The following is a 21,886-nucleotide window of genomic DNA, read 5'->3' on the forward strand; positions in this document are numbered from 1 at the left end:
TATCAGGCCGATCGCGAAGGGCGAAATAAATTTGCGTATCGGTTTGGTAATGCACTGCAATATCGACCTTGCCCAGAGGGCGGGCGACCGTACTACGATTTCTGCTGTTTCTGCGCCTGAAGTCGCTCGCGCAAAATCTTGCCGCGACCATCCTTGTTCACCTGCCGGCCTCTCGCAATCGCCAAAGCATCGCCCGGCACGTCCTCGGTCAGGACGGACCCCGTCGCCACATAAGCGCCCGGTCCAATAGTCACGGGGGCGACAAGCGACGTATGGGTGCCGACGAAGACGTCCTCGCCGATCGTCGTCCGGTGCTTGGCGTAGCCATCGTAGTTGCACGTCACCGTGCCGGCACCGATATTGCTCCGCGCACCGATCTCGGCATCGCCGATATAGGTCAGGTGGTTGACCTTCGCGCCCTCGCCGATCCGCGATTTCTTCACCTCGCAGAAATTTCCCACCTTGGCCTTGTCGGCCAGTTCCGCGCCCGGACGCAACCGCGCGAAAGGACCGATTTCCGCACTGTCGGCAACCGTCGCGCCCTCGATATGACTGAATGCCCGGATCGTGACACTCCGACCGATCGACACCGCAGGACCGAATACGACATTGGGTTCCACGAGCGTATCCTGGCCAATGGCGGTGTCCCACGAAAAATGAACGCTTGCCGGCTGCATGAGCGTCACGCCATCGACCATCATGCGATGGCGAGTCCGGCGTTGCCAAATGGCTTCCGCTTCGGCCAGTTCGACGCGATTGTTGATACCGAGAACGGATTCGAAGGCGATCTCGCGGGCAACGACCTTATGTCCTTCCGCGCGCGCCAAGGCGACGATATCGGTCAGGTAATATTCGCCCTTGGCGTTGTCGTTACCGATGCCGCGCAGCAGTTCCAGCGCATGTTCGCCAGCAATCGCCATCAGCCCGCCATTGCAAAACTGGATCTGCTTTTCGAGAAAGGAGGCGTCCTTCTCCTCGCGAATATCGACCAGTTGCCCATCTTCTTCGATCAGCCGCCCGTAGCCGAAGGGGTTTTCCGTATAGAACCCCATGACGGCGACGGCCGCGCCCTCGGAAAGCGCCATTCGCGCCGCCGCCAGGTCGTCGGGCCGGACCAACGGCGTGTCGCCGAACAGGACGAGAATGTCGTCAGCCGGCTCTTCGATGGCCTCCTGCGCCGCCAGCACGGCGTGAGCCGTGCCGAGCCGTTCCTTCTGCAGATAGGTTGTGACATTTGCCGTGTGCGGCGTGGCGACGGCCTCGACGGTCTCGGCGTCCCGGCCGACAACAAGCGCCACGCGGTCACTGCCCGCCGCAGCAGCCGCACGCACCACATGCGCCACCATCGGCAGGCCCGCAACTTCGTGAAGGACCTTCGACCGGTCGCTCTTCATGCGGGTGCCCTCGCCGGCGGCGAGGACGATCGAAAGACAGCTACGTTCGGTCATGAAGGGCTCTTCTAGCGTGAGGGATCGACGCGGCACCGTGTGACCGCGTGAAAGGCCGGTCTATCAAAAGGCCCACGCCACGCCAAGCGAACCGGTAGGATCAACCGATCGTGGCGAAGCCCGGAAAGGTCTCCAAAAGCCAGTTCGCGGTGAACTGGATACCGCCGGTAAGAAAAGCGATGCCGGCAAGAACGAGTAAGCCGCCCATTACTTTTTCGACGCGGCCCATCTGAAGGCGGAAGCGCTGAAGAAACCGCATGAAAGCGCCGGAGAAGAAGGCGGCGATCAGAAACGGGATGCCAAGGCCCGCGGAATAGACAGCCAGCATGAGCGCGCCTTCACCGACCGTGCCGCGCCCTGCCGCCATGGTCAGGATCGATCCGAGTACAGGGCCGATGCACGGTGTCCAACCGAAAGCGAAGGCAAGTCCCATCAGGTAAGCGGCAAGGGAGCTGGCGGGGCGACCGGAATGGTTCAGCCGCGCCTCACGGGACAGAAAGGGAATACGGATGACGCCCAGAAAGTTCAGCCCCATCAGAATAATGAGCAGACCTGCGACGATGGCGAGCGGTTCCTGCCATGTCCGCAGAAAGCGGCCGATGGTCGATGCGCCGACGCCAAGTAGAATGAAGACGGTGGAAAAGCCCAGAACGAAGGCGAGCGCGGCAAGAAACAGCGCGCGACGCGGCGCAACCCGGTGCGCCGTCTCGCCATTTGCATTCGCTGCCGCTGGATTACCGCGGAACTCCTCCACCGAAACGCCGGCCATATAACACAGATAGGGCGGCACGAGCGGCAGGACGCATGGCGACAGAAAGGAGAGAGCCCCTGCGCCGAGAGCTGTCGCATATCCGACATCGATTGCCATCTGCGCCGTCCATTTCGATATGTTTACCGGCTACCGTCCGTGTCAGAAGATCGGCACGCACCCGGCAGACGTTACAATGGTGAGCGCGCAGGGGGTCGAACCCTGGACCTACTGATTAAAAGTTCTCTTTTGCATGAACAAATAGAGAAATACTTTCAACAGTTTGATCCCCGCAACGCTCTGGTATTGCTACGGAAAATCCGTATCATAATGTACATACTGTTTCAGGGTGTTTCAGCTTTCTGGAACCCCCTGAGAACCCCGCCCTACTCAACATGGAATGATCAGTAGGTCGAATCGATGGCAAAAAAATCACTGACGGCTCGCTTTGTCGAGTCCGTTTCGGTCGAAAAAAGAACGGATTTTTGGGACGAGACGATACGCGGCTTGGTCCTACGAGTGTCACCGGCCGGCGCGAAGAGCTGGACGGTCGTCTATACAAATGGGAATGGCGAAAAGCGCCGGCTCACTCTTGGACAGTTTCCTGCGATCGGCCTCGAGAAGGCGCGCCAAATTGCTCTCAAGGCCCTTGCGGCCGTCGCTGAAGGAGCCGACCCTGCGGGTGATAAAAAAGCCAGACGCGAAGCCGTGACGCTTTCCGAGCTGGCTGATCTCTATGTTGAGAGCTACGCCAAGCGTCACAAAAAAACCTGGGCGGAAGACGAACGCATTCTTCGCGTCGACGTACTTCCGGCGATTGGACAGATCAAGGCGAAGGAGCTTCGGAAGCGCGACGTCCTCGATGTCGTCAACGCAAAGATAGATGCCGGCAAGGGCCAGACGTCTCGCAGTGTATTCGCTGTCGTCAGGAAGATGCTGAATTGGGCGGCCGATGAAGACCATATCGACACTTCGCCGATCGCTGGTCTCCGGCCTCGCGTCAAACAGACGCGGCGCGAACGAGTACTGACGCATTCGGAGATTCAAGCGCTTTGGGCGGCACTACCATCGGCCAAAATCTCTCCGGTCACCGCCGACGTGATCCGGCTACTGATCCTCACCGGACAGAGGTCGGGCGAGGTCTGCGGCATGAATCGTGCAGAGATCGATCTCCAGAACGGCCTATGGGCGATTCCAGCCATCCGCACGAAAAACGGCCTCGCCCACACCGTGCCACTCTCTACCGCGGCGCTAGAGATTGTCAGTCGTCGACTCGAGCTTACCAAAGAACAGGCGTCGGACTGCCCGCTCTTTGCGCGGATCGGCAAGCCGATTGAATCGAACGCGATCGCTCAGGCAACCAGGAAATCCCTCCAGATTTTCGAAGAGCAATGGCGCCCGCACGATTTGCGCCGGACAGCTGCTACCGGAATGGCCGACGTTGGGGTTTTGCCTCATGTGGTCGAGGCAGTACTCAATCACGTGAGCGGTTTCAGGGCCGGGGTAGCGGGCGTGTACAACCGCGCGGCATATGATCGAGAAAAGCGCACAGCGCTGGAATTATGGGCCGAACATGTGATCCGCCCACCGGGCGAACGACGGATTGTTTCTCTGCATTCAGTCCAAAATTGACATTATGTCCGCTATGAGCCTAATTTTCGCTAGGCACGGTGACGAGTTCCGGGCCTGACTTCAGTCGAAGCACCTGCCGCTCATGGCACTCGTCGCGACATCTCCTGACATGACAACGCATGGAGAATGCTGTGAGCGAAGCTGTGCCTACTGAAACCGTCTCGTTCTGCTCGATAGCCGAGACCTGCGAAATAACCTCTCTTTCGAGACCTACAATCTGGCGCCTCGTTCGTGATGGGACGTTTCCTCGTCCTGTCGCACTGACAGATCGCCGAAACGCATTTGTCCGTTCGGAGGTTAACGCATGGCTTCGAGAGCGCATCGAAAGCCGATCCGCGCCTGTGGACGCATGACATGGTCGGCTCAAAAAAGAGAGCCCCACCGGCTGGCGGGCCGGAGGGGCTTGTCGGCGAAAAGTTCTGGTGGCTCTCTCAAGTAGCGTCGGACCATACGCTACCGCCGCGCTGCTCGCAATTGGCCGTCATGGTTTGCGAGCACTACGGATCGGCGGGATGTGTGAATTTGAGCATGGGCTCGATGGCTACCATGCTCGGTTGTTCCGCCGCGAATGTGCGCGCTCTGCTTTTAAAGATGGAGAGCGCTGGACATGTCCTCGTCGATTGGAAGGACGGCGGTGGTCGAGGGGTCACTCACAGAATTCATCCGCATCTGCTCGAGGGAAAGCCTCCGATGCTGCGCGGATATCTCAGGAGAAAACCCCTAGAAAAATCCGGGACTTTTCGGGGATCAAAACTCCCAAATATTTCTGGCGGTTTAGACGATAAAAACTCCCAAATTTTTGAACGCAAAAGTCCCAAGAATTTTGACGGTAAAGTCCCAAAGAAACTTGGGAGGAAGACCGTAGATGAAGACCGTGAAGAAGACCTACCACCCGACAGCCCTCCAGGCTGTCAGGGTGGAGGAGATCATGTTCAACAAGGAGAAACAGAGGAAGAGTTTTTTCCAAGCGATTGGGCTGATGAGGAAGGTGAAGAGGAATTCTACGATGAAATCCCATTCTGAGCCGTTCTCTCGGACAGGCTTTGCGGCCTGTCCAGAGAACTGAAGGTCGGCGAACATGATCTGCAAAGTTCCAACCTCGATCGAAGAACTCAGACGGGACTGGGAAAAGCTGTCGTACACACCTGCTGGCGAAGAGCCTGCATGCTGGCTGTATCGATTGAGACGCACAGAGAGTTGTCATCTCTGGATCAGGTTCGAACTCGACCGTTCTTTTCGCGTCGAGGTTACAGGATGCGGGCCAGACTGGCACGACGATGCAAAGATGCTCGAGGAAATCATTGTCGACGCTATTGATAAGGTTGAATGGGCGGAAGCGGTAGCGTGGGCACTTCGGGGGGCGACCAATTAGGTTCTTCTACCCCCTAGGGGGGTGGCCCGCGGGTGCGGCGCAGCGCAGAATATCGGCGATATTTCGCCGCCCAAATCGCCATGTCGCAGTCGCATCGGGCTCTTCGGTCTTGCCCGGATGCTCGCGCCAAAGCCTAGAATGAATGCGACACAGGGGAATCGGAATGCTTCAATCCCGCCTTATCGGCCGACAGCATTTGAAATCGATGATCCGAACCACTGCGAAGATGGCGGATGGCCGATCGAAGAAAGATGCGCAGCGGGGATTGATCGACGCGGCGCGGAGGACACGGACAGCCAGTGCCCGGGCCGTGAAGAAGCAGGCGGGTTTCAAGCGATACGGTGACGTTCGCGAAGCGATCTTCACTCGGAACGTCAGCCCGCTTGTTGTCGAAATCGGATCTGTGCAAGGCGGGCAGCCCGTCGAAGAATACAAGGGGCTGCGGTCGATGAAAGCGGGCGGTGCCGCTGCCCGCCGGATCGGCGGCGACGACACCGGCAATGTCCGATCAGGTGTCTGGAACAACCCCAGGGTATTCAAGCGATCCTTCGCAGCCAACGGCGGGTTCTTTGCGGTCCTGCCTGGACAGAGCAAGCGCGCCCCCCGCGTTCTGTGGACTTATGGGAGCAAGCCCGACCAGCCGCGCGATAGCGGTGGTCGGTTCGCTTCATCCGGTCGGACCTATGGCCCGGTCCGCCGACTACTCGGTCCCGCTGTGAACAAGGAACTGGTCAAAGATGACTCGTTGCGGACCTTTCGGAAGACCACCGGGCGCGAGCTCAAGTTACAGGTCGGCAAGCGCATGTCGAAGCTGATGCGCTTCTGATCGAGATCATCAAGCGTGAAGGTCGGCACATGGAAGCGGAACGGTCCGAGACCTACCAGCATGCCGACCTCCGTTTTTGTTCAGACCATTGGACGGCCTTGCATTGAGATTTGACGCGAGCGCGTCAGTTTCCGGCCCAACCGGTCGAAGGCGTTCTCCAGCTCGCGGCGTGCCGCTACCGCGGCGGCTTGTGGGTCGGAGACGCCGTGGATTGTAATCGGTGCATTGAGGCTGATGCCTATGCCCGAGACACCACCAGCGCTGCGCTGCTGTCCCCTGAGCCTGTGATTGGGCAGAACGTAACTGTTCCGACCGAAGACCGCGATCTCCGGACCCTTCTCACCGACCAGATAAGGCAGGCCGGCGCGCACTGGCCCCCCTGATGCACGCCGGCCCTCGACGCCACCCTGCCCCGTCGTGGCCGAGCCACTTCCGTTGAGGTAGCGCCATAGCTGTGCTGCCTTGGATAGGGCAGCATCGATGGAGGATGTGTTCACCTGGGGTGTCGCCTCAACCGAAAGCGAAGACTGCATCTTCGCGCCGGCGGAGACGGCTTCGGACTCGACGCGCTTTAGATCGCTCGTGTCGACTTCAGCTTTCGTCTTGTACTGCTCCCGCCATTCGGCTGCCGCCCGCTTGGCCCACGAATCGCCAGTGCTGGCATGACTTCCGCCATGCCGACGCTGATCGTCGCTCATGGAATAGCGAGCCGCGGATGCCTGCGCTGGCTGGTTGCCGGGGATCGCCGCGTGGATCCTTGCCAGCGATTCGTTCGACCTCTGAATCATCGCCACGAAATCGCTCATTGCCTCGTCTGCCGGCTTGACAGCTTTGGCAATCGGACTTGGTTCACGGGATTTTGCGGGAGCGACTATGCGAGCAATGTCCTTGACCGCCTTCGGATTGCGGGCCGGCAAGGGGATATTCACGATCGGGCCGGACGGTGCTGCCTGCCTGGCGCGGGGTCCGCCGTCGAGTGAGGCGGGATGTCCTTTCGCGATGCTGCGGCCTTCGATGGCTCTCGCTGAACGCATCTGCCCGCCATCCGGATCGCCGAAGACGAGCCGGCCGACCGGCGAGTTCCGCACCGTTTTCACGGCTGGCGCGTTCCAGAGCGTGTCGCCAGCCTGTCTGCCGGCTTCTTCAACGGCTACCCTGGCCTCAGAAAGAGTTCCTTCGCCGGTGGCGAAATCCTTGATTGCATCGATGGCGCCGATCGTCTTGGCCCAAGTATTCATGACATCCGCCAGTGTCCGGCCAACGTTTTCGAGGTCCGCGATTCCGCCCTTCCCGCCGGCCTCACCGATCAGATTTTTGATCTGTGCGCTGATCTCGCCGATCGCACTTCGCGCTTCTTCGAAGGCCGTCAGATCGATCTCCGCCTTGAAGGTAGACAGACCGCCATCAATCATGTCGACTAGGTTTTGCGCTTCACGCAAGCCGGCGTTGAGGGCTGGCAAACCCATCGAACCGACATCGATGACAAGGGCCGCCAACTGGCGTTTCAGGATGTCGAGTTGCGCTTGGGTCGATCGCAGCTTGAGCGCGGCCGTACGGTCCAGATTGCCGAGCCACGCGCCTTCGTTCTTTGCCAGGCGAAGCCGCTCGCGAACCTTGTCGAGACCTTCGACCAGGCGCTGAGCGATGTCGGCATGCTCGAGCCCGAAGAGATCGGAGGCCACGCCGGATCGGGTGGCCTTGTCCAGCTTGCCGAGCCTGTCGAGAAGATCGACCAGCGCTTCGTCCGCATCCTCAGAAACGAGCTTCTGCCATTCATCCGTCGATTTGTAGAGTTTGCTGAATGCATCCTGTGCCCTTTCGGAAAGACCGTCCGGGTTGGCGAGCTTCGTTAAGATCGCGTTCATCGCCGTGCCGGCTTCGGCCGATTTGACGCCGATATCCACGAGCGCGGTTCCGATCGCTGCGCTCTCTTCAGCGGCGAGCCCGAAGATTTTCCCCTGAGCGCCGGCGCGGAGCATGAAGTCGAGAATGTCGCGGGCAGAACTTGTGCCCGCATCCTCAAGAGCGTTGGTCAGATCTAGGAACCGCTCGGCATTCTTGAGAGCGACGAGGCCAGCGCCGTCGAGCTTGGACATGGTGTCGCCGAGTGCTTCGCCGGTCATGTCGAGCGCCGGCGCACCCTTCGACACAACGCGAACGAAAGCGGCCATCTCGTCGAGCGGAATGCCAGCGGCAGCGGCGCGCTCGAATCCACCGAGAATATCGCCCATGGACGAGCCGACCGTCCGGTCTTTCGCGATCGACATGATGCTGGCACGGACGGATTTCATCTGCTCGTCCGTCGCGCCTGCCTTCTGTTGAACCCCTGTCAATGCGGTTTCGAAATCTATCGCGGCGTTGGCGACCTTCACCACGCTGTAGCCGGTACCGAGTGCGCCCAGGGCCGGCCCGCTGATGCCGGTGATTGCCGCGGGCGAGGCAGAGCGCCAGGCGTTGCGCATCGAGGTCGCCCTGCGAGCGTCAGCCGCGACAATCTTTCTGGACGACGTTTCATAGGATCGGCTGAATCTGGCGACAGAGCGGGAGGCGTCGTGCGTGGGTCCTGTCACCATCCCGGCCGATCGCGCCACCCCGGCAAGTCCTCTCTGCGCTTTGCCCGCAGGTCCACGCCTGCCGCCGATATGACCAAGCTGTCGGTCGAGCCCTGTGAGGGACGCTTTCGTTTTGCCGGCTGGGCCGGAGACCAGGTCGACAAGCCGGAGGATCAATTTCATTTCCTGGGAGTTCACGGCCATGCGCTTGCCTTCCAATTTGAAGTGTGTATTTTCATGACCTACATTATATGCCTGTAGGTCATGAAATGCAGCAACAGTTTTCAGCACGCGAAGTCGAGTTGATCCTCCCTACCAACCGTGAATCTCTCAGGGAGCGGGCGAAGCAACTGCCGGTTACGAGAGCTTCCGCGAAGGGCAAGCGTACGACCTACACGCTCAAAGATTTGGCCGTGTTCTGGATCGCTCAGAAGCTCAGTGAACGTGGCCTCACGACGCCTGTCGCGATCGACATGGCAGTTTCTGCTGAGAAGCACTTCATCCAAGTTATGGTGGACGACGAGTCCGGCACACGCTGGTGGATGACGTGCGCGCTCCAGCCCGACAAGATGGGCAGATACGATGTTGCGATCACCAGCAACACTGTCGAAGCTCTCACCGTGGTCGAGCACCACCCCGGCGCGGCGGTGATCTCGCTTACCGATCTGCTGAAAGAGCTCTTCGCTCGAATCCTTGCCCACGAGGAGGCGAAGAATGCAAAGCGATAACAGCAACAGCAATCTCTTCTTGCTCGCGGACGGGACAATGGTCATCGTGGTCGATGGCGAAACAGCCAGCTGCGACATGGACGCCGATGGCATGCGCCGGCTTGCCGGCGCTCTCGCCTTCGGTGCCGACTTCATCGAACGCGGCGAGAAAATCCCCGGCCTACCCGATATCCCGAAAATCGGAGGAGCCGGCGATGGCTGACCCTCAAGGCCTCATCATCTGCGCCGACGGCGAACTCGTCGCCCAAGGTCCGGACGGATCGATCGTGATGGAGTTCACGACCGATGAATTGCGCAGGCTTGCCGATGAGTTGCGCAAAGCGGCCGATTATCTCGAGGAAGGATTTCAAACCGGCGGACCGGTCATCGATATCCTTTCGATCCGAGCAGGACACTGCTGATGCCTGAAGCTGAGACCTTCCATCGCGATCTTCCGAGGCCGCGCATATCCAGCTTCGACCCCGACAAGCGGACGGTGGAAGTGTGCTGGGCCGCTGCCGAGAAAGTGAAGAGGCACGACTACCGCGCCGGCGGCGCCTACCTCGAGGAACTGGTCGTCTCCGCCGACGCCGTTGAGTCGGGTCGGCTGGATACCGGAGCCGTCAGTCTGGTCGACACGCATTCGACTTATTCAATGGCTGACCGCGCCGGCGTCGTGGTGGCCGGCTCGGTTCGCTACGCCAATGGCAAGGCGTATGCCACCGTAAAGCTGTCCAGGCATGGCTTGGGCCAACGCCTTGCCGATGACCTCGCCGACGACATGCCTTTCCCCGTATCCGTCGGATACCGCATCCTCGCCTATGAGGAAGTGGATGCCGTCGATGACGGCCAATTGCCAACGCGGCGGATCACCCGTTGGGAGCCCCTCGAACTGACGGCATGCCCTGTGCAGGCCGATCCGCAAGCGCACTCGCGCTCGTTCAACGACAAGGAGGGCCAAATGGCCGATCAGCAAGACGCGGCCGCACGATCGGCCGTCGAAAACTCGCCGCCGCGACCGACGGTCGCGCGTCAAAACCGCACTGCCGAGATCATCGCGACATGCCGGCAGTTCAACATCCAGGATGAAACTTTCATCGCTCAACACATCACCGCGCAGTCAAGCGATAGCGCCCTGCGAAACGCTATCCTAGACAGCGTGGTGGACCGGCAGGAAGCATCTCCGACCTTCCCGATCGTGGAGACTCGCGAGATGCAAACTGACCTGAGCGATCGCGGGGGCGTTTTTCAAGCACGTCAGGAAGCGATTGCGTGCCGAATGACTGGCGAGCGTCCTTCGGATGTAGCTCGCCAGTTTATGGAAACACCGCTCATCGATCATGCTCGAGCGATGGTCGAAAGTGACGGTCGTCGTGTTTCGATTTGGTCTCGCGACGAAGTTCTGCAGCGCGCCATGCACACAACCAGCGACTTCCCGCTACTGCTACAGAGCAGCGCCGAACGGGTCCTTCTCCAGGAATATGAGCGCGCGCGATCGCCGATCCGCGATGTTCTGACGCGACAGATGACACGTCCCGATTTTCGTCCGCAGCAGCGCGTGCGGATTACGGACATGGGCGAGCTGAAAAAAGTGAATGAGCACGGCGAGATTAAATCCACGACCCGAGGCGAAGTCGGATCGACGCTCTATCCGCTCGACGAATATGGCCGCATCTTCAGTCTGACACGAAAAGCCATCATTAACGACGATCTTGGAGCGCTCTCTGACTTCTCGAGACATGCTGGCCGGGCCACGGCGGACACTGAAAACCAAATCATGTTCGATCTCTTCACCGCCAACGACGGTGCCGGACCGATCAATCCGGAGACCGGGCAGACCCTCTTCCATGCCGAGCACGGCAATTTGGGATCGGCCGTGGCGCTTTCGACCGAAGCAATCGGCGGCGCACGAGCGACAATGCGTCAGCAGAGAGGCAACCCCAACGGCGATGGACGGCGATCATTCATCAACGTCCAACCCAAATATCTTGTTGTCGGGCCGCTGCTGGAGACACTGGCCGAACAGATCCTCGCGACAATCTACCCACCGACCGTCAATGACGCGAACGTCTTCTCGAAACGACTAGAGCTTCTGGTCGAGCCGCGAATCGAGGACCACCGCTGGTATCTCTTCGCCGATCCTGCCATCAACCGGGTGCTCGAATGCAGCTACCTTGCTGGGTCTGAGGGTCCAAAGGTTGCGACACAAGATGGCTTTGAAGTAACCGGAGTACGCTTCCGCGTCCTCCTGGACTTTGGCGCTGGAGCTGTCGACTACCACGGGGCATATCGCAACCCGGGCCTGGCGCCTTCCTAATCGCCTGAGCGTCCCCTCACGCTCAGACGTTCGAGCGCGTTTTTCACGCTTGTTCACGCGCTCGACCGGCGGCGACGGGTTTCAGCTCCGTCGCCGCCCCCCCCTTTCCCGGAGGCGCTTATGGCCCTGACTGAAATCCGTAAATCGACACTGATCAGCGAATTACCAGAAGAAGACAAGCTCGAAGCAGAGTGCATCGCCTGCGGCCGCAAGAAGCGGACGCCAGTAAAGAAGCTACCCCCGCGCTTTCGGCACCGCTCAATCGCATACCTCGAGAGCAAGATTACCTGCCGAGAGTGTCGTGCGCCCATGATCATCATCACTGACGAGGGCTAATCAAATGAACCCGTTCGAACGTGCAGAACGCCTCGCCTCGAGACAGATCGACCGCGCATTCGCCGAGCCCTTCACCTTGACGCCAATGGCGGGCGCCCCTGGCGGCCGTCGGGACGAAGACCCAGAACGGCCGACCGTGACCGGCAAAGGCATCTTCTCAAATCGCACCGCTGAAGCGCCGCTAGAGCTCGGCAATCGAGATCGTCGTGGAAACGATTTCCGGACGCTGGTTCGCGGCCAGCGGATCACGCTCAGCGTCTATCGGGACGTATTCGAAGACGCCCTGCCGCAGCAGGGCGATCTCGTCGAGATGACCAATCGATCAAGAACCTATGCCGTCCAGTCGGTCAGCGAGGACGGCGCCAGCCGGATCGTTCTCAGCCTCAGCGAGCACTGAGCACCGGCGATTCCACCTCAGTCAAAGCGACCAAGACTTCTCGGGCCAAACGAACGTCGCTGGTCTCTTCATCGCCAGCCCAATCGTCGTCGGTGGCCCAGCGCCAGAATGTGGCTTTCAGCTTCAGGATTTCGAGTCGCTCCTCAAAAGGCCCCACAATGGGGCATGTTTCGACCAGCTTTGCGAGCGCGGCCGCTTCCTGAAAAACGGCCTCACTGGCCGATTCGTCGCCCGTTTCCTCCGCGCGATGAGCCTCCCGATCCAGCATTTCAAGGCGGTTCACGATGGTTTGAATCTCGGATGGTGTCATGGTGATCTCCTATATTGTGCAGGAGAATCATCTCACAGCGCAAAGGCGCGCGTCTTGCCCCAAATGGGGGCAGGACAAGAGATGCCTACCGGCCAACATCCGGCTGTCGAAGCAGTTTTCCCCGCAAATCCCAGAGATATCTTCTGTGAATAACGGGTGTGGCGCGAATTTACACTGATTTTACTACCCAAAGCAGCGCGAATAACCCTACCGTAAGGAAGCCAAGGGGCCTGCAGGTGTCCTGACAAGACAATTGATCTGCAGACCCCAAGGCTGGCGCTATGCCCGCGGGTGGGGGAGTGTTTGCGCACTCCCCCATTCCCGTATCCAACAATGGATAGAAATCGTGTTCACATCAAGCGTGACAGCGAATGTTGTCCACTTTAGCGTGATTTTCTTTGGCGGTCGGCTAAGCTGGATCAGGCCGCTTTTTGAAAGTAAGGGGTTCTTGATCGAAAAAGACATCACAGCCCAATTGATCGGCGAACTCGCAGATCCTTTGCCTGGCATCTAAATCTTCGGAACCTGGCGGAAAAGCGTCGTTTACGATCTCGTAGGCGAAAGAAACTTCCCCACCTGGCAGCAACTTAAAGAGCGTCTCCTTCATCATCTGCCTGTCGTTCATCTGATCCTCCGTAGTCATTTCACAAATCCGTTGTGCTGCACATCATTGTCGCGCAACCATCAGCCGACAGGCTAGCTCGCGTCCCCTCCAGCGGCAGGCGAACGTGTCGGTGACTTCGAACCAACTGCCGTCGTTTCCGGCCCCATGGTTGGCGCCCATGCACGCACACTGGCATTCGTGGCCAGTCGCGTTCAGGCAAGCAGGAGCGCACTTTTCCTGCTCCCGATACGGCTGGATCACGTAGACGGCGCCGAATCGCTGCAACGACCGGTCGACGAAATCGTTGAACCACGCTTTCGGGATTTCCCAACAAGAGAGATCATCGGACCACTTCGGTCTGCGTATGCGACCATTCCTGAGCCATTGGCGATTGTCTTCTGCGTATGGCAGTCTGAGCCGAAGAAGCTCGCCCTTCCCGTCACGTCGAAGGATCACAGGTAGCCCGCCCTGATTCCATACCTGCCGTCGCTTGGCAGAATTCGAATCGCTAATTGTTTCCATTTCGCGCGTCCCTCTCGATCAGCGCATCTTACCGCTAACGATCGACGATTTGGAAAGGTTAGCGTCACATCAGAACCCCTACAGAACCCTGAGGTGAAATTGCGCTGGAGCGCGATCCGATCGGAAATCACAACTATATAATTTTGTTGATATTATTGGTGAGCGCGCAGGGGTTCGAACCCTGGACCTACTGATTAAAAGTCAGTTGCTCTACCAGCTGAGCTACGCGCTCGCTCACGGCCCGGCGAGATCGCCTTGGCAAGCCGCGCGGAACATAGTTTTGGCGGCTAATGCGGTCAACCGTCCTTATCGGGTTTTTCGCAGTGGGAGAAATGGGAGGTTTCTAGCGCAGCGATGCGATGATCTGGCGCACGCGTTCGTCGCGTTCCCTGGCGCTGTCGCCGCCCATGACCGTGATGACATAGCGCCGCGGCCCCTTTTTCACCGATGTAACCACGTTGAAGCCGGAGGCTCGAATGTAACCCGTCTTGATGCCGTCGACGCCCGGCTCCTTCAGAAGATGGTTGTGTCCGCGAATCGTCCGCCCCCGGAAGGTGAATTCGCGCTGGTTGAAGTAAGGATAATAGCGGCGGTGATTCGTCATCAAGAGCATGCCGAGCCGCGTCATGTCTTCAGCGGTCGTGACCTGACCGGCGTCGGGAAGGCCCGACGCGTTGGTGAAACGGGTGGAGCGCAGTCCCAATTGGCGCGACCTGGCAGTCATCGCGCCGGCGAAAGCGGCTTCGCTGCCGCTGAGAAACTCGGCGACGGCGACGGCAACATCATTGCTGCTCTTGACCGCCAGGGCGCGGATGGCCGTATCGACGCTAATCTGATCGCCGGCTTTCAGCCCGAGCTTGCTGGGTGGACGGGATGCCGCATAAGCGCTCACGGGAATCGATGCGCCCATTCCGATTCGGCCGGTTTCGACAGCATCGAACAGCATATAGAGCGTCATCATCTTGGTCAGCGAAGCGGGATGACGAATGGCGCTTGCATTCTGGCTGAGAACCACACGCCTGCTACCCACATCGACCACATGGGCCGCATAACGATCCGAAAGCGGCGCCTGCGCGGCCGCGGGCATCGTTTCCAAAACGGACTGGGTGGAACAGGCGGACAGCCCGAATGCGAGCGCCATGACAATGGCCATAGCGCCTGTGCGCAACATCGTTCTCGGCTTCATGGCCATCCGTTCGGTCGAAGTTCTGTCCCCGACACCATCATAGCCCGCCAAATTTGCCAGCCGAAAGAAAAGATGGCGGCAATGTGGCGATTTCCCCGATGCTGCGTCCCGAACGCAACAGGGGCGGCGCCATACGACACCGCCCCAACTGTTCACTCAGGTTTCGGCGAAAGGCCGATCAGCTGTCGGCTGCGACCTTCATCGACACGATGGAATCCGGATCGCTGACCGGTTCGCCTCGTTTCAGGCGGTCCACATGGTCCATGCCATCGATCACTTGTCCCCAGACCGTATACTGCCGATCGAGAAAGCCGGCTTCATCGAACACGATGAAAAACTGACTGTTGGCAGAATCGGGGCTTTGAGCGCGGGCCATCGAGCAAGCGCCGCGACCGTGATGGGCGTCGTTGAACTCGGCTTTCAAGTCCGGCTTGTCGGACGCGCCGCGTCCCGCCATCCGCTCGTCGAATTTCGGTCCGCCCTTCTTGCCGAACTGCACGTCGCCGGTCTGGGCCATGAAACCGTCGATCACGCGATGAAAGACAACGCCATCATAAGCGCCTTCCCGCGCCAGTTCCTTTATGCGCGCCACATGATTTGGAGCAAGGTCCGGCTTCAACTCGATGACGACGGCCCCCTGCGTCGTTTCCAGAAGAAGCGTGTTTTCCGGATCCTTGATTTCAACATCTGTCATTCGGTTATTCCCTGTTGAGTTTGTTTCGAAAGAAGTGATCGTCAGCAGCCGCCGGCAAGCGTCGCCGTTCGAATTCTGTCAGGCGCGGACACCGCGCCGTTCGGCCCATCGCCCTTGGCAAGAGCGTCCACTGCCTCCATGCCGCTCTCAACCTGTCCAACGACCGTATAGTCGCCGTTCAGGAAAGCGCCTTCCTGAAACATGATGAAGAACTGGCTGTTGGCGGAATCGGGGCTGCCGGCGCGCGCCATGCCCACCGTGCCGCGCTCGAACGGCGTGTCGGAGAACTCAGCCGGCAGGTCCGGCAGATCGGAGCCGCCTGTCCCTGCCCGTCCCGGCTGGTAACCATCCTCCATGTCGGCAAACTGTACGTCGCCCGTTTGCGCCATGAAGCCGTCGATCACGCGGTGAAAGGCGACGTTGTCATATTCGCCGCCGCAGGCGAGCTTTTTGATGCGCTCGGCATGTTTCGGAGCCAGGTCGGAGCTGAGCGCGATGGCGACGTCACCCTGTGGCAAAGTCAGCACAAGCGTATCGTTCGGCTCGGCCGCCTGGACGGTCGTTGTAAGCATCAGGGCGGAAAGACCTGTCATCAGGCCGGTTGCGAAGTGTTTCATGAAAAATCCTCGTCGGTCAGAACTTGCTGCGCAGCGCGACCGCGATCTCCGGCGGCACGAATGGCGTGACATCGCCCCCCATGGCTGCGATCTGTCTGACCAATGTAGCGGTGATGAAGCCGACGTCAGGGGATGACGGCAGAAAAACCGTTTGCACATCCGGCGCCATGGCACCGTTCATTCCGGCCATCGGCATCTCATAGTCGAGATCCGAGCCATGCCGCAGCCCCCGGATGAGAATCGTTGCGCTAGCTAGCCTAGCTGCCTCGATCACGAGGTTTTCGAAAGCGACGATCTCCACGCGCTCGGTTCCCAAGCGTTTTGCCACGATCTCATCGATCAGGTCGCGACGTTCCTCGAAGGTGAAGAGCGGCTTCTTCGACGGGTGGACTCCAATCGCCACAACAAGCCGATCGCAGAGCGACAAGGCGCGTTCGATCAGATCGATATGGCCGTTGGTGATCGGATCGAAACTGCCGGGAAAAATAGCGGTGCGCTGGGTCATGAGGGTCTTTTAGAAGTGGCGCCGCGCATGAGCAAGCGCCACCCTTTATCGCATTGATGAATGCGCCGTTCAAAAGCGGTTCATCAGAAAAATGCAACTTTTCTCCAGCTGCCCCGTTTCAAAAGCGCAAGGAGAACCGACCATGTTCATTTTGATGCTCGCTCTGACAATGATGATCGCCATGATGATTGCGACCTTGGTGACAGCCCATCAGGAGTCGGAGAAGCGTCGAAGTGTGGAGTTACGCATTCGATCCACGCCGTTCGGCAAGGTTCAGCGTTTCTGATCCTTCAGTAAAGCATTTCAATTACCGAATGATATTTTAATCGGGTCTATTACGATCTCGAACTTCAAGGTCAGCCCCTTGCCGTGGCGGACCTTTTTTTCGATCGTTCTTCAGATATTACTGCGATGCGTCGTCCGAACCGGACTGTTCCGGCAGATCGGACGTTTCTGCCGGCGCGACTTCGTCGACGGTCGAAGAAATGATCGTATCGTCGACCACATCGTCCTCTTCCGGCTCAGGAATACGCTCGACCGACACGACCTTCTCCTCATCCGACGTACGGAAGATGGTCACGCCCTTGGTGGCGCGCCCGGCCAGTCGGATGCCGCTGACCGGCACGCGGATCACCTGCCCGCCATTGGTAACGAGCATGATCTGGTCGGCTGTCTCGATCGGGAAACAGGCAACCAGCTTGCCGATTTCCTTTTGCCGACCGGCGACCGTGGCGCGAATGCCCTTGCCGCCGCGACCCGTTACGCGGAAGTCATGCGAGGACGACAATTTACCGAAACCGCGGCTGGAAACCGTCAAAACCCATTGCTCGCGATCCGCCATCTCCAGGTAGCGGTCGGGATCGAGCACGAAATCATCGGACACAGCCTCCTCATCCGTCACCGTTTCCACCTCGTCGGCTTCGCCCTGACGCCGTTCCGCCATGGACTGGCGTAGATAGGCGGCGCGCTCTTCGCCGGATGCATCGGTGCCGGAAAGAATGGCCATCGAGATGACCGTATCGTCAGCTGCCAGATTGATGCCTCGCACGCCCTGGCTGGAACGTCCTCCGAAGACGCGGACGTCACCGACTCGGAAACGGATGCACTGCCCGCCTGCCGTCGTCATCAGCACGTCATCGGTATCGGTACAGGTCTCAACCGCCAGAATTTCCGTCTCGTCGCCCTCGTCAAACTTCATGGCGATCTTGCCATTGCGGTTGACCTGGACGAAATCGGACAGCTTGTTGCGGCGTACCGTGCCGCGCGTGGTGGCGAACATGACATCCAGTTCGCCCCAGCTCTCCTCGTCCTCGGGCAACGGCATGATCGAGGTGATCCGCTCATTGTCCTGAAGGGGCAGCATGTTGCGCAGGAACTTGCCGCGCGATTGCGGCGTGCCCACCGGCAACCGCCAGACCTTTTCCTTGTAGACGATACCGCGCGACGAAAAGAACAGGACCGGCGTATGCGTGTTGGCGACGAACAGGCGGGTGACGAAATCCTCGTCCTTCGTCGACATGCCCGAGCGACCTTTGCCGCCGCGGCGCTGCGCCCGATAGATCGATAGCGGCACGCGCTTGATGTAGCCGGAATGGCTGACCGTCACGACCATATCTTCGCGGGCGATCAGGTCCTCGTCATCCATGTCGGCGACATAATCGCAGATTTCCGTCCGACGCGGCGTGCCGAACTCGGTCTTCACGGCATTCAGCTCATCCTTGATGATCTGCTGAACGCGCGCCCGCGACGACAGGATGTCGAGGTAATTGCGAATTTCCGTGGCGATCGTTTCCAGTTCGTCGGCAATCTCGTCGCGACCGAGCGCTGTCAGGCGCTGCAGTCGCAGTTCGAGGATCGCGCGCGCCTGCTCTTCTGAAAGGTTATAGGTGCCATCATCGTTCAGCTTGTGTCGCGGATCGTCGATCAGCTCGATCAGCGGCGCCACATCGCGCGCCGGCCAGTTTCGATCCATCAGCTGTTCGCGCGCCACCTGCGGGTTCGGCGCGTTGCGGATAAGCGCGATCACCTCGTCGATATTGGCGACGGCGATGGCCAGACCAACCAGGACGTGGGCCCGGTCGCGCGCCTTGTTGAGAAGGAACTTGGTGCGGCGGGTAACCACCTCCTCGCGGAAGGCGACAAAGGCGCGCAACATATCGAGCAGGTTCATCTGCTCCGGCTTGCCGCCATTCAACGCTACCATATTGGCGCCGAACGAGGTCTGAAGCGGCGTGAAGCGGTAGAGCTGATTCAGAACGACATCTGCCGACGCATCGCGCTTCAGTTCGACCACCACGCGGTAGCCGGACCGGTCGCTCTCGTCGCGAATATCGGAGATGCCTTCGATGCGCTTGTCGCGTACCAGCTCGGCCATCTTCTCGATCATGCCCGCCTTGTTCACCTGATAGGGCATTTCGGTGATGGCGATGGCTTCGCGCTCTCCGCGCAACTGCTCGATCGTGGCGCGACCGCGCATCGGAATGGAGCCGCGCCCGGTCTCGTAGGCCGAACGGATACCGGCGCGGCCGAGGATCAGACCGCCGGTCGGAAAGTCCGGACCGGGAATGATCTCCGTCAGCCGTTCGATGTCGATCGCCGGATCGTCGATCAACGCCACGCAGCCATCGACGAGTTCAACCAGATTGTGCGGGGGAATATTGGTCGCCATGCCGACGGCGATACCGCCGGAGCCATTGACCAGAAGGTTGGGGAAGCGCGCCGGAAGAACCTTGGGCTCGCTTTCCGAACCATCGTAATTGTCCTGGAAATCGACCGTATCCTTGTCGATATCTTCCAACAATTCGTGCGCAAGCTTGGCGAGCCGGCTTTCGGTATAGCGCATCGCCGCCGGCGGATCGTTGTCGATCGAGCCGAAATTGCCCTGCCCATCGATGAGAGGGTCGCGCAGACTCCAATCCTGCGCCATGCGCACCATGGAATCGTAAATGGCCGAGTCGCCATGGGGGTGATATTTACCCATGACGTCACCGACGATGCGCGACGATTTCACATATTTGCGGTTCCAGTGATAACCGCTTTCGTTCATCGCATAGAGGATGCGCCGGTGAACCGGCTTCAGGCCGTCCCGTACATCCGGCAGGGCGCGGCTGACGATCACGCTCATGGCGTAATCGAGATAGGAGCGCTGCATCTCCTCGATGATCGATATGGGCTCGAAGCCTTCGCCGTCAGAGCCGCCCGGCGGTATGGTCTGGTCAGTCACGCGTGTGTACGTTTCCTGCTGAGAATCACTTCTCTTCTATATAGGGGTTCTCGCTACCGATTGCGCGTGTCATGGACAGGCCCGAGACCACTATCCAGAGCTTTTAAAGGATTTCGCGCGTGGAACCCGATCGCCTGCTTGAACCCTTTGCCACGCTGTTTGTCACGATCGACCCGATCGGGCTGGCGCCACTCTTTCTCGCCCTCACTGCCGGGATGGACCGAAGCGAGCGCAACCATGTGGCCATGCGCGGCGCGGTCACCGGGCTCGGCATCCTCCTGCTCTTCACCATTGCCGGGCCGGTCATTCTCAATCTTTTCGGGATCACGTTACCGGCCTTCCGGGTAGCCGGCGGGCTGCTTCTGTTCTGGATCGCCTTCGAAATGATCTTCGGCAAGCGGGAAGAACGCAAATCCAAAAATGTTAAAACGGCGCGGAGCCGCACGGAACTGGCTAATCTGGCAGTCTTTCCACTCGCCATTCCGCTCATTGCCGGCCCTGGTGCGATCTCGGCCACCATCCTTCTGTCGGAGCGCTTCCCCAGCTTCGTCGAGCGCCTCGTCCTGATCGGTATCGTCGTCTTCGTCGTGGCTCTCTGCTACATCTTTTTCCGCGTGGCGGACCGGATCGATGTCTATCTCGGCGAGACCGGACGATCCGTTCTGACCCGCCTCCTCGGCGTCATCCTGTCGGCGCTCGCGGTGCAATTCACGGCAGACGGCATCCGGGGATTGATCGCCGGCTGAACGCAGCCACGCATTCTCTCGCCGATCGCTAATCGTCCGGCATCGCAATGCGCACCCGTTTCTCATCCGGGCTCCAGCCATGCACCGTGTCATGGGCACGGACGACGACTTCGCTCGTTCCTTCCGGAATGGCTATACCGGACTGGCTGCGGGTGAAGGGCTGCTCGTTCACATGCGGATGCAGAAGGACTCGCTCACCGAACACCTTCCCGTCCGGGTTGAGAACCTGCCATTTGTCGGCATAATGATCCCAGCCCTCATCCTCATGGCGAAGCGTTATCTGGAATGTGTAGAGACCTTCGCCGGTCCGTTCGTAGCGCGCATCGACAATCTCCACGTCGCCCGCATGGCAGAGGGACGCGCTCCCCAGCAGAACGAAGACGATGCCAGAAACAAGTCGGATCATAACGTCCTATCCTTCACCGGGGAGCTTTCGATCACTTTAGAACGGAATATCGTCATCCATGTCGGAATAGTTACCGCCGCCTGAGCTCGCGCCGGAACCGCCACCGCGATTGCCGCCGCCTCCGCCGCCATAGTCGTCACCGGCGCGGCTCGAGCCAAAATCGGAACCACCGCCACGGCTCATCTCACGACCACCACCACCGCCTTCGCCGCGGCTGTCGAGCATCTGCAACTCACCGCGGAAGTTCTGAAGTACGATTTCCGTGGAATAGCGATCATTGCCGTTCTGGTCCTGCCATTTGCGGGTCTGAAGCTGACCCTCGATGTAAACCTTGGCGCCCTTCTTCAGATATTGCTCGGCGACCTTTGCCAGGTTCTCATTGAAGATCACGACACTGTGCCATTCGGTCCGTTCACGCCGTTCGCCGCTATTGCGGTCGCGCCAGCTTTCCGACGTCGCGATACGCATATTGACCACGCGACCGCCATTGTTCAGCGAACGGATCTCCGGATCGGCGCCCAGATTACCGACCAGAATGACCTTATTGACGCTGCCTGCCATTGTTTTTCCTTCCGCATGATAAAGAGCGCCAACGAGCGCTGCGATTTTTGCGCGACCCTATACCCTTCACGCCATCGCCGACCAGTCCTTACAGGCGGTTGACAGGACGTCATCAACAGTTCTATGTTCCTATTATGTTCTTGTCTTTGTCGAGTGACGTCAACGGTCCCCGACAGG

At 59.5% G+C, this 21,886-nt stretch carries 25 protein-coding genes and 1 tRNA gene; 13 read left to right on the forward strand and 13 right to left on the reverse strand.

The window, feature by feature from the left end:
* Positions 1-92: 92 nt before the first annotated feature.
* Both glmU and B7H23_RS12890 read right to left on the reverse strand, forming a co-directional pair.
* The gene (gene glmU, locus B7H23_RS12885) at positions 93-1,448 is read right to left on the reverse strand and encodes a bifunctional UDP-N-acetylglucosamine diphosphorylase/glucosamine-1-phosphate N-acetyltransferase GlmU (protein ID WP_094077880.1); all 1,356 of its coding nucleotides are present in this window, start codon (positions 1,446-1,448) and stop codon (positions 93-95) included.
* Positions 1,449-1,548: 100 nt separating this feature from the next.
* Complete coding sequence (locus B7H23_RS12890) at positions 1,549-2,316, reverse strand: cytochrome c biogenesis CcdA family protein (protein WP_094077881.1); 768 nt, start codon at positions 2,314-2,316, stop codon at positions 1,549-1,551.
* A 300-nt stretch (positions 2,317-2,616) separates the two neighbouring features.
* Here B7H23_RS12890 and B7H23_RS12895 point away from each other — a divergent pair, with 300 nt between their 5' ends.
* The 5 genes from B7H23_RS12895 to B7H23_RS12915 all read left to right on the forward strand — a co-directional run bounded on the left by B7H23_RS12895 (position 2,617) and on the right by B7H23_RS12915 (position 6,026).
* Positions 2,617-3,828, forward strand: coding sequence for a tyrosine-type recombinase/integrase (locus B7H23_RS12895; protein WP_094077882.1), 1,212 nt, complete (start codon positions 2,617-2,619; stop codon positions 3,826-3,828).
* A 119-nt stretch (positions 3,829-3,947) separates the two neighbouring features.
* Positions 3,948-4,181, forward strand: coding sequence for a helix-turn-helix transcriptional regulator (locus B7H23_RS12900; RefSeq protein WP_094077883.1), 234 nt, complete (start codon positions 3,948-3,950; stop codon positions 4,179-4,181).
* A 1-nt stretch (position 4,182) separates the two neighbouring features.
* The gene (locus B7H23_RS15955) at positions 4,183-4,851 is read left to right on the forward strand and encodes an SgrR family transcriptional regulator (RefSeq protein ID WP_143534772.1); all 669 of its coding nucleotides are present in this window, start codon (positions 4,183-4,185) and stop codon (positions 4,849-4,851) included.
* A gap of 55 nt (positions 4,852-4,906) precedes the next feature.
* Positions 4,907-5,200: a hypothetical protein gene (locus B7H23_RS12910; protein ID WP_094077885.1), complete on the forward strand. Its 294-nt coding sequence runs from the start codon at positions 4,907-4,909 to the stop codon at positions 5,198-5,200.
* A gap of 163 nt (positions 5,201-5,363) precedes the next feature.
* Positions 5,364-6,026, forward strand: a complete 663-nt coding sequence (locus B7H23_RS12915; RefSeq protein ID WP_094077886.1) for a hypothetical protein — start codon at positions 5,364-5,366, stop codon at positions 6,024-6,026.
* A gap of 80 nt (positions 6,027-6,106) precedes the next feature.
* On the opposite strand, the gene B7H23_RS12920 is transcribed toward B7H23_RS12915, so the two are convergent.
* On the reverse strand, positions 6,107-8,488 hold the full coding sequence (locus B7H23_RS12920) for a phage tail tape measure protein (RefSeq protein WP_158215839.1): 2,382 nt from the start codon (positions 8,486-8,488) through the stop codon (positions 6,107-6,109).
* 359 nt (positions 8,489-8,847) lie between these two features.
* On the opposite strand from B7H23_RS12920, the gene B7H23_RS12925 reads away from it, so the two are divergent.
* The 6 genes from B7H23_RS12925 (at position 8,848) to B7H23_RS12950 (ending at position 12,335) form a co-directional block, all read left to right on the forward strand.
* Positions 8,848-9,306 (forward strand): hypothetical protein, encoded by a 459-nt coding sequence (locus tag B7H23_RS12925; RefSeq protein WP_094077888.1) that lies wholly within the window; start codon positions 8,848-8,850, stop codon positions 9,304-9,306.
* Positions 9,293-9,508, forward strand: a complete 216-nt coding sequence (locus B7H23_RS12930) for a hypothetical protein (RefSeq protein WP_094077889.1) — start codon at positions 9,293-9,295, stop codon at positions 9,506-9,508. Before B7H23_RS12925 ends, B7H23_RS12930 begins: the two co-directional genes overlap by 14 nt.
* Positions 9,501-9,707, forward strand: a complete 207-nt coding sequence (locus B7H23_RS12935; protein WP_094077890.1) for a hypothetical protein — start codon at positions 9,501-9,503, stop codon at positions 9,705-9,707. The genes B7H23_RS12930 and B7H23_RS12935 overlap by 8 nt, the downstream gene beginning before the upstream one ends.
* Positions 9,707-11,602, forward strand: coding sequence for a prohead protease/major capsid protein fusion protein (locus B7H23_RS12940; protein WP_094077891.1), 1,896 nt, complete (start codon positions 9,707-9,709; stop codon positions 11,600-11,602). The genes B7H23_RS12935 and B7H23_RS12940 overlap by 1 nt, the downstream gene beginning before the upstream one ends.
* A gap of 120 nt (positions 11,603-11,722) precedes the next feature.
* A complete protein-coding gene (locus B7H23_RS12945; protein ID WP_094077892.1) occupies positions 11,723-11,938 on the forward strand; it encodes a hypothetical protein in 216 nt (71 codons plus the stop codon).
* Between the two features lie 4 nt (positions 11,939-11,942).
* Positions 11,943-12,335 (forward strand): hypothetical protein, encoded by a 393-nt coding sequence (locus tag B7H23_RS12950; RefSeq protein WP_094077893.1) that lies wholly within the window; start codon positions 11,943-11,945, stop codon positions 12,333-12,335.
* Here B7H23_RS12950 and B7H23_RS12955 read toward each other — a convergent pair.
* The 7 genes from B7H23_RS12955 to coaD all read right to left on the reverse strand — a co-directional run bounded on the left by B7H23_RS12955 (position 12,322) and on the right by coaD (position 16,773).
* Positions 12,322-12,645: a hypothetical protein gene (locus B7H23_RS12955; RefSeq protein ID WP_094077894.1), complete on the reverse strand. Its 324-nt coding sequence runs from the start codon at positions 12,643-12,645 to the stop codon at positions 12,322-12,324. The two genes, B7H23_RS12950 and B7H23_RS12955, sit on opposite strands and share 14 nt — an antisense overlap.
* A gap of 409 nt (positions 12,646-13,054) precedes the next feature.
* Entirely contained in the window at positions 13,055-13,270 is a 216-nt protein-coding gene (locus tag B7H23_RS12960) for a hypothetical protein (RefSeq protein ID WP_143534774.1), read from the reverse strand.
* 657 nt (positions 13,271-13,927) lie between these two features.
* Positions 13,928-14,003: transfer RNA gene (locus B7H23_RS12970), tRNA-Lys, on the reverse strand.
* 111 nt (positions 14,004-14,114) lie between these two features.
* Complete coding sequence (locus B7H23_RS12975; RefSeq protein ID WP_240535107.1) at positions 14,115-14,957, reverse strand: D-alanyl-D-alanine carboxypeptidase family protein; 843 nt, start codon at positions 14,955-14,957, stop codon at positions 14,115-14,117.
* Positions 14,958-15,135: 178 nt separating this feature from the next.
* Positions 15,136-15,651 carry a peptidylprolyl isomerase gene (locus tag B7H23_RS12980; RefSeq protein ID WP_094077897.1) on the reverse strand — a complete coding sequence of 172 codons (516 nt, stop codon included), beginning with the start codon at positions 15,649-15,651 and terminating at the stop codon, positions 15,136-15,138.
* Between the two features lie 41 nt (positions 15,652-15,692).
* The gene (locus B7H23_RS12985; protein WP_173861915.1) at positions 15,693-16,268 is read right to left on the reverse strand and encodes a peptidylprolyl isomerase; all 576 of its coding nucleotides are present in this window, start codon (positions 16,266-16,268) and stop codon (positions 15,693-15,695) included.
* 16 nt (positions 16,269-16,284) lie between these two features.
* Entirely contained in the window at positions 16,285-16,773 is a 489-nt protein-coding gene (gene coaD, locus B7H23_RS12990; protein ID WP_094077898.1) for a pantetheine-phosphate adenylyltransferase, read from the reverse strand.
* Between the two features lie 142 nt (positions 16,774-16,915).
* Between coaD and B7H23_RS16110 the strand changes: the two genes are divergently transcribed.
* Positions 16,916-17,059, forward strand: coding sequence for a hypothetical protein (locus B7H23_RS16110; protein ID WP_173861916.1), 144 nt, complete (start codon positions 16,916-16,918; stop codon positions 17,057-17,059).
* 117 nt (positions 17,060-17,176) lie between these two features.
* On the opposite strand, the gene gyrA is transcribed toward B7H23_RS16110, so the two are convergent.
* Entirely contained in the window at positions 17,177-19,996 is a 2,820-nt protein-coding gene (gyrA, locus tag B7H23_RS12995) for a DNA gyrase subunit A (RefSeq protein ID WP_094077899.1), read from the reverse strand.
* A gap of 119 nt (positions 19,997-20,115) precedes the next feature.
* Between gyrA and B7H23_RS13000 the strand changes: the two genes are divergently transcribed.
* The gene (locus B7H23_RS13000) at positions 20,116-20,742 is read left to right on the forward strand and encodes a MarC family protein (RefSeq protein WP_094077900.1); all 627 of its coding nucleotides are present in this window, start codon (positions 20,116-20,118) and stop codon (positions 20,740-20,742) included.
* 28 nt (positions 20,743-20,770) lie between these two features.
* On the opposite strand, the gene B7H23_RS13005 is transcribed toward B7H23_RS13000, so the two are convergent.
* Complete coding sequence (locus tag B7H23_RS13005) at positions 20,771-21,148, reverse strand: hypothetical protein (RefSeq protein ID WP_094077901.1); 378 nt, start codon at positions 21,146-21,148, stop codon at positions 20,771-20,773.
* Positions 21,149-21,184: 36 nt separating this feature from the next.
* Positions 21,185-21,709 carry a single-stranded DNA-binding protein gene (locus tag B7H23_RS13010; protein ID WP_094077902.1) on the reverse strand — a complete coding sequence of 175 codons (525 nt, stop codon included), beginning with the start codon at positions 21,707-21,709 and terminating at the stop codon, positions 21,185-21,187.
* Between the last annotated feature and the right edge of the window lie 177 nt (positions 21,710-21,886).

It is taken from the genome of Notoacmeibacter marinus, from assembly GCF_002238045.1.
Classification (GTDB): Bacteria; Pseudomonadota; Alphaproteobacteria; order Rhizobiales; family Rhizobiaceae; genus Notoacmeibacter; species Notoacmeibacter marinus.

Bases quoted from the DNA above. Each gene is read 5' to 3' on its own strand.
- glmU (WP_094077880.1), bottom strand. From the start codon at position 1,448: ATGACCGAACGTAGCTGTCTTTCGATCGTCCTCGCCGCCGGCGAGGGC.
- B7H23_RS12890 (WP_094077881.1), bottom strand. From the start codon at position 2,316: ATGGCAATCGATGTCGGATATGCGACAGCTCTCGGCGCAGGGGCTCTC.
- B7H23_RS12895 (WP_094077882.1), top strand. From the start codon at position 2,617: ATGGCAAAAAAATCACTGACGGCTCGCTTTGTCGAGTCCGTTTCGGTC.
- B7H23_RS12900 (WP_094077883.1), top strand. From the start codon at position 3,948: ATGGAGAATGCTGTGAGCGAAGCTGTGCCTACTGAAACCGTCTCGTTC.
- B7H23_RS15955 (WP_143534772.1), top strand. From the start codon at position 4,183: ATGGTCGGCTCAAAAAAGAGAGCCCCACCGGCTGGCGGGCCGGAGGGG.
- B7H23_RS12910 (WP_094077885.1), top strand. From the start codon at position 4,907: ATGATCTGCAAAGTTCCAACCTCGATCGAAGAACTCAGACGGGACTGG.
- B7H23_RS12915 (WP_094077886.1), top strand. From the start codon at position 5,364: ATGCTTCAATCCCGCCTTATCGGCCGACAGCATTTGAAATCGATGATC.
- B7H23_RS12920 (WP_158215839.1), bottom strand. From the start codon at position 8,488: ATGCGCAACGCCTGGCGCTCTGCCTCGCCCGCGGCAATCACCGGCATC.
- B7H23_RS12925 (WP_094077888.1), top strand. From the start codon at position 8,848: ATGCAGCAACAGTTTTCAGCACGCGAAGTCGAGTTGATCCTCCCTACC.
- B7H23_RS12930 (WP_094077889.1), top strand. From the start codon at position 9,293: ATGCAAAGCGATAACAGCAACAGCAATCTCTTCTTGCTCGCGGACGGG.
- B7H23_RS12935 (WP_094077890.1), top strand. From the start codon at position 9,501: ATGGCTGACCCTCAAGGCCTCATCATCTGCGCCGACGGCGAACTCGTC.
- B7H23_RS12940 (WP_094077891.1), top strand. From the start codon at position 9,707: ATGCCTGAAGCTGAGACCTTCCATCGCGATCTTCCGAGGCCGCGCATA.
- B7H23_RS12945 (WP_094077892.1), top strand. From the start codon at position 11,723: ATGGCCCTGACTGAAATCCGTAAATCGACACTGATCAGCGAATTACCA.
- B7H23_RS12950 (WP_094077893.1), top strand. From the start codon at position 11,943: ATGAACCCGTTCGAACGTGCAGAACGCCTCGCCTCGAGACAGATCGAC.
- B7H23_RS12955 (WP_094077894.1), bottom strand. From the start codon at position 12,645: ATGACACCATCCGAGATTCAAACCATCGTGAACCGCCTTGAAATGCTG.
- B7H23_RS12960 (WP_143534774.1), bottom strand. From the start codon at position 13,270: ATGAACGACAGGCAGATGATGAAGGAGACGCTCTTTAAGTTGCTGCCA.
- B7H23_RS12975 (WP_240535107.1), bottom strand. From the start codon at position 14,957: ATGAAGCCGAGAACGATGTTGCGCACAGGCGCTATGGCCATTGTCATG.
- B7H23_RS12980 (WP_094077897.1), bottom strand. From the start codon at position 15,651: ATGACAGATGTTGAAATCAAGGATCCGGAAAACACGCTTCTTCTGGAA.
- B7H23_RS12985 (WP_173861915.1), bottom strand. From the start codon at position 16,268: ATGAAACACTTCGCAACCGGCCTGATGACAGGTCTTTCCGCCCTGATG.
- coaD (WP_094077898.1), bottom strand. From the start codon at position 16,773: ATGACCCAGCGCACCGCTATTTTTCCCGGCAGTTTCGATCCGATCACC.
- B7H23_RS16110 (WP_173861916.1), top strand. From the start codon at position 16,916: ATGTTCATTTTGATGCTCGCTCTGACAATGATGATCGCCATGATGATT.
- B7H23_RS13005 (WP_094077901.1), bottom strand. From the start codon at position 21,148: ATGATCCGACTTGTTTCTGGCATCGTCTTCGTTCTGCTGGGGAGCGCG.
- B7H23_RS13010 (WP_094077902.1), bottom strand. From the start codon at position 21,709: ATGGCAGGCAGCGTCAATAAGGTCATTCTGGTCGGTAATCTGGGCGCC.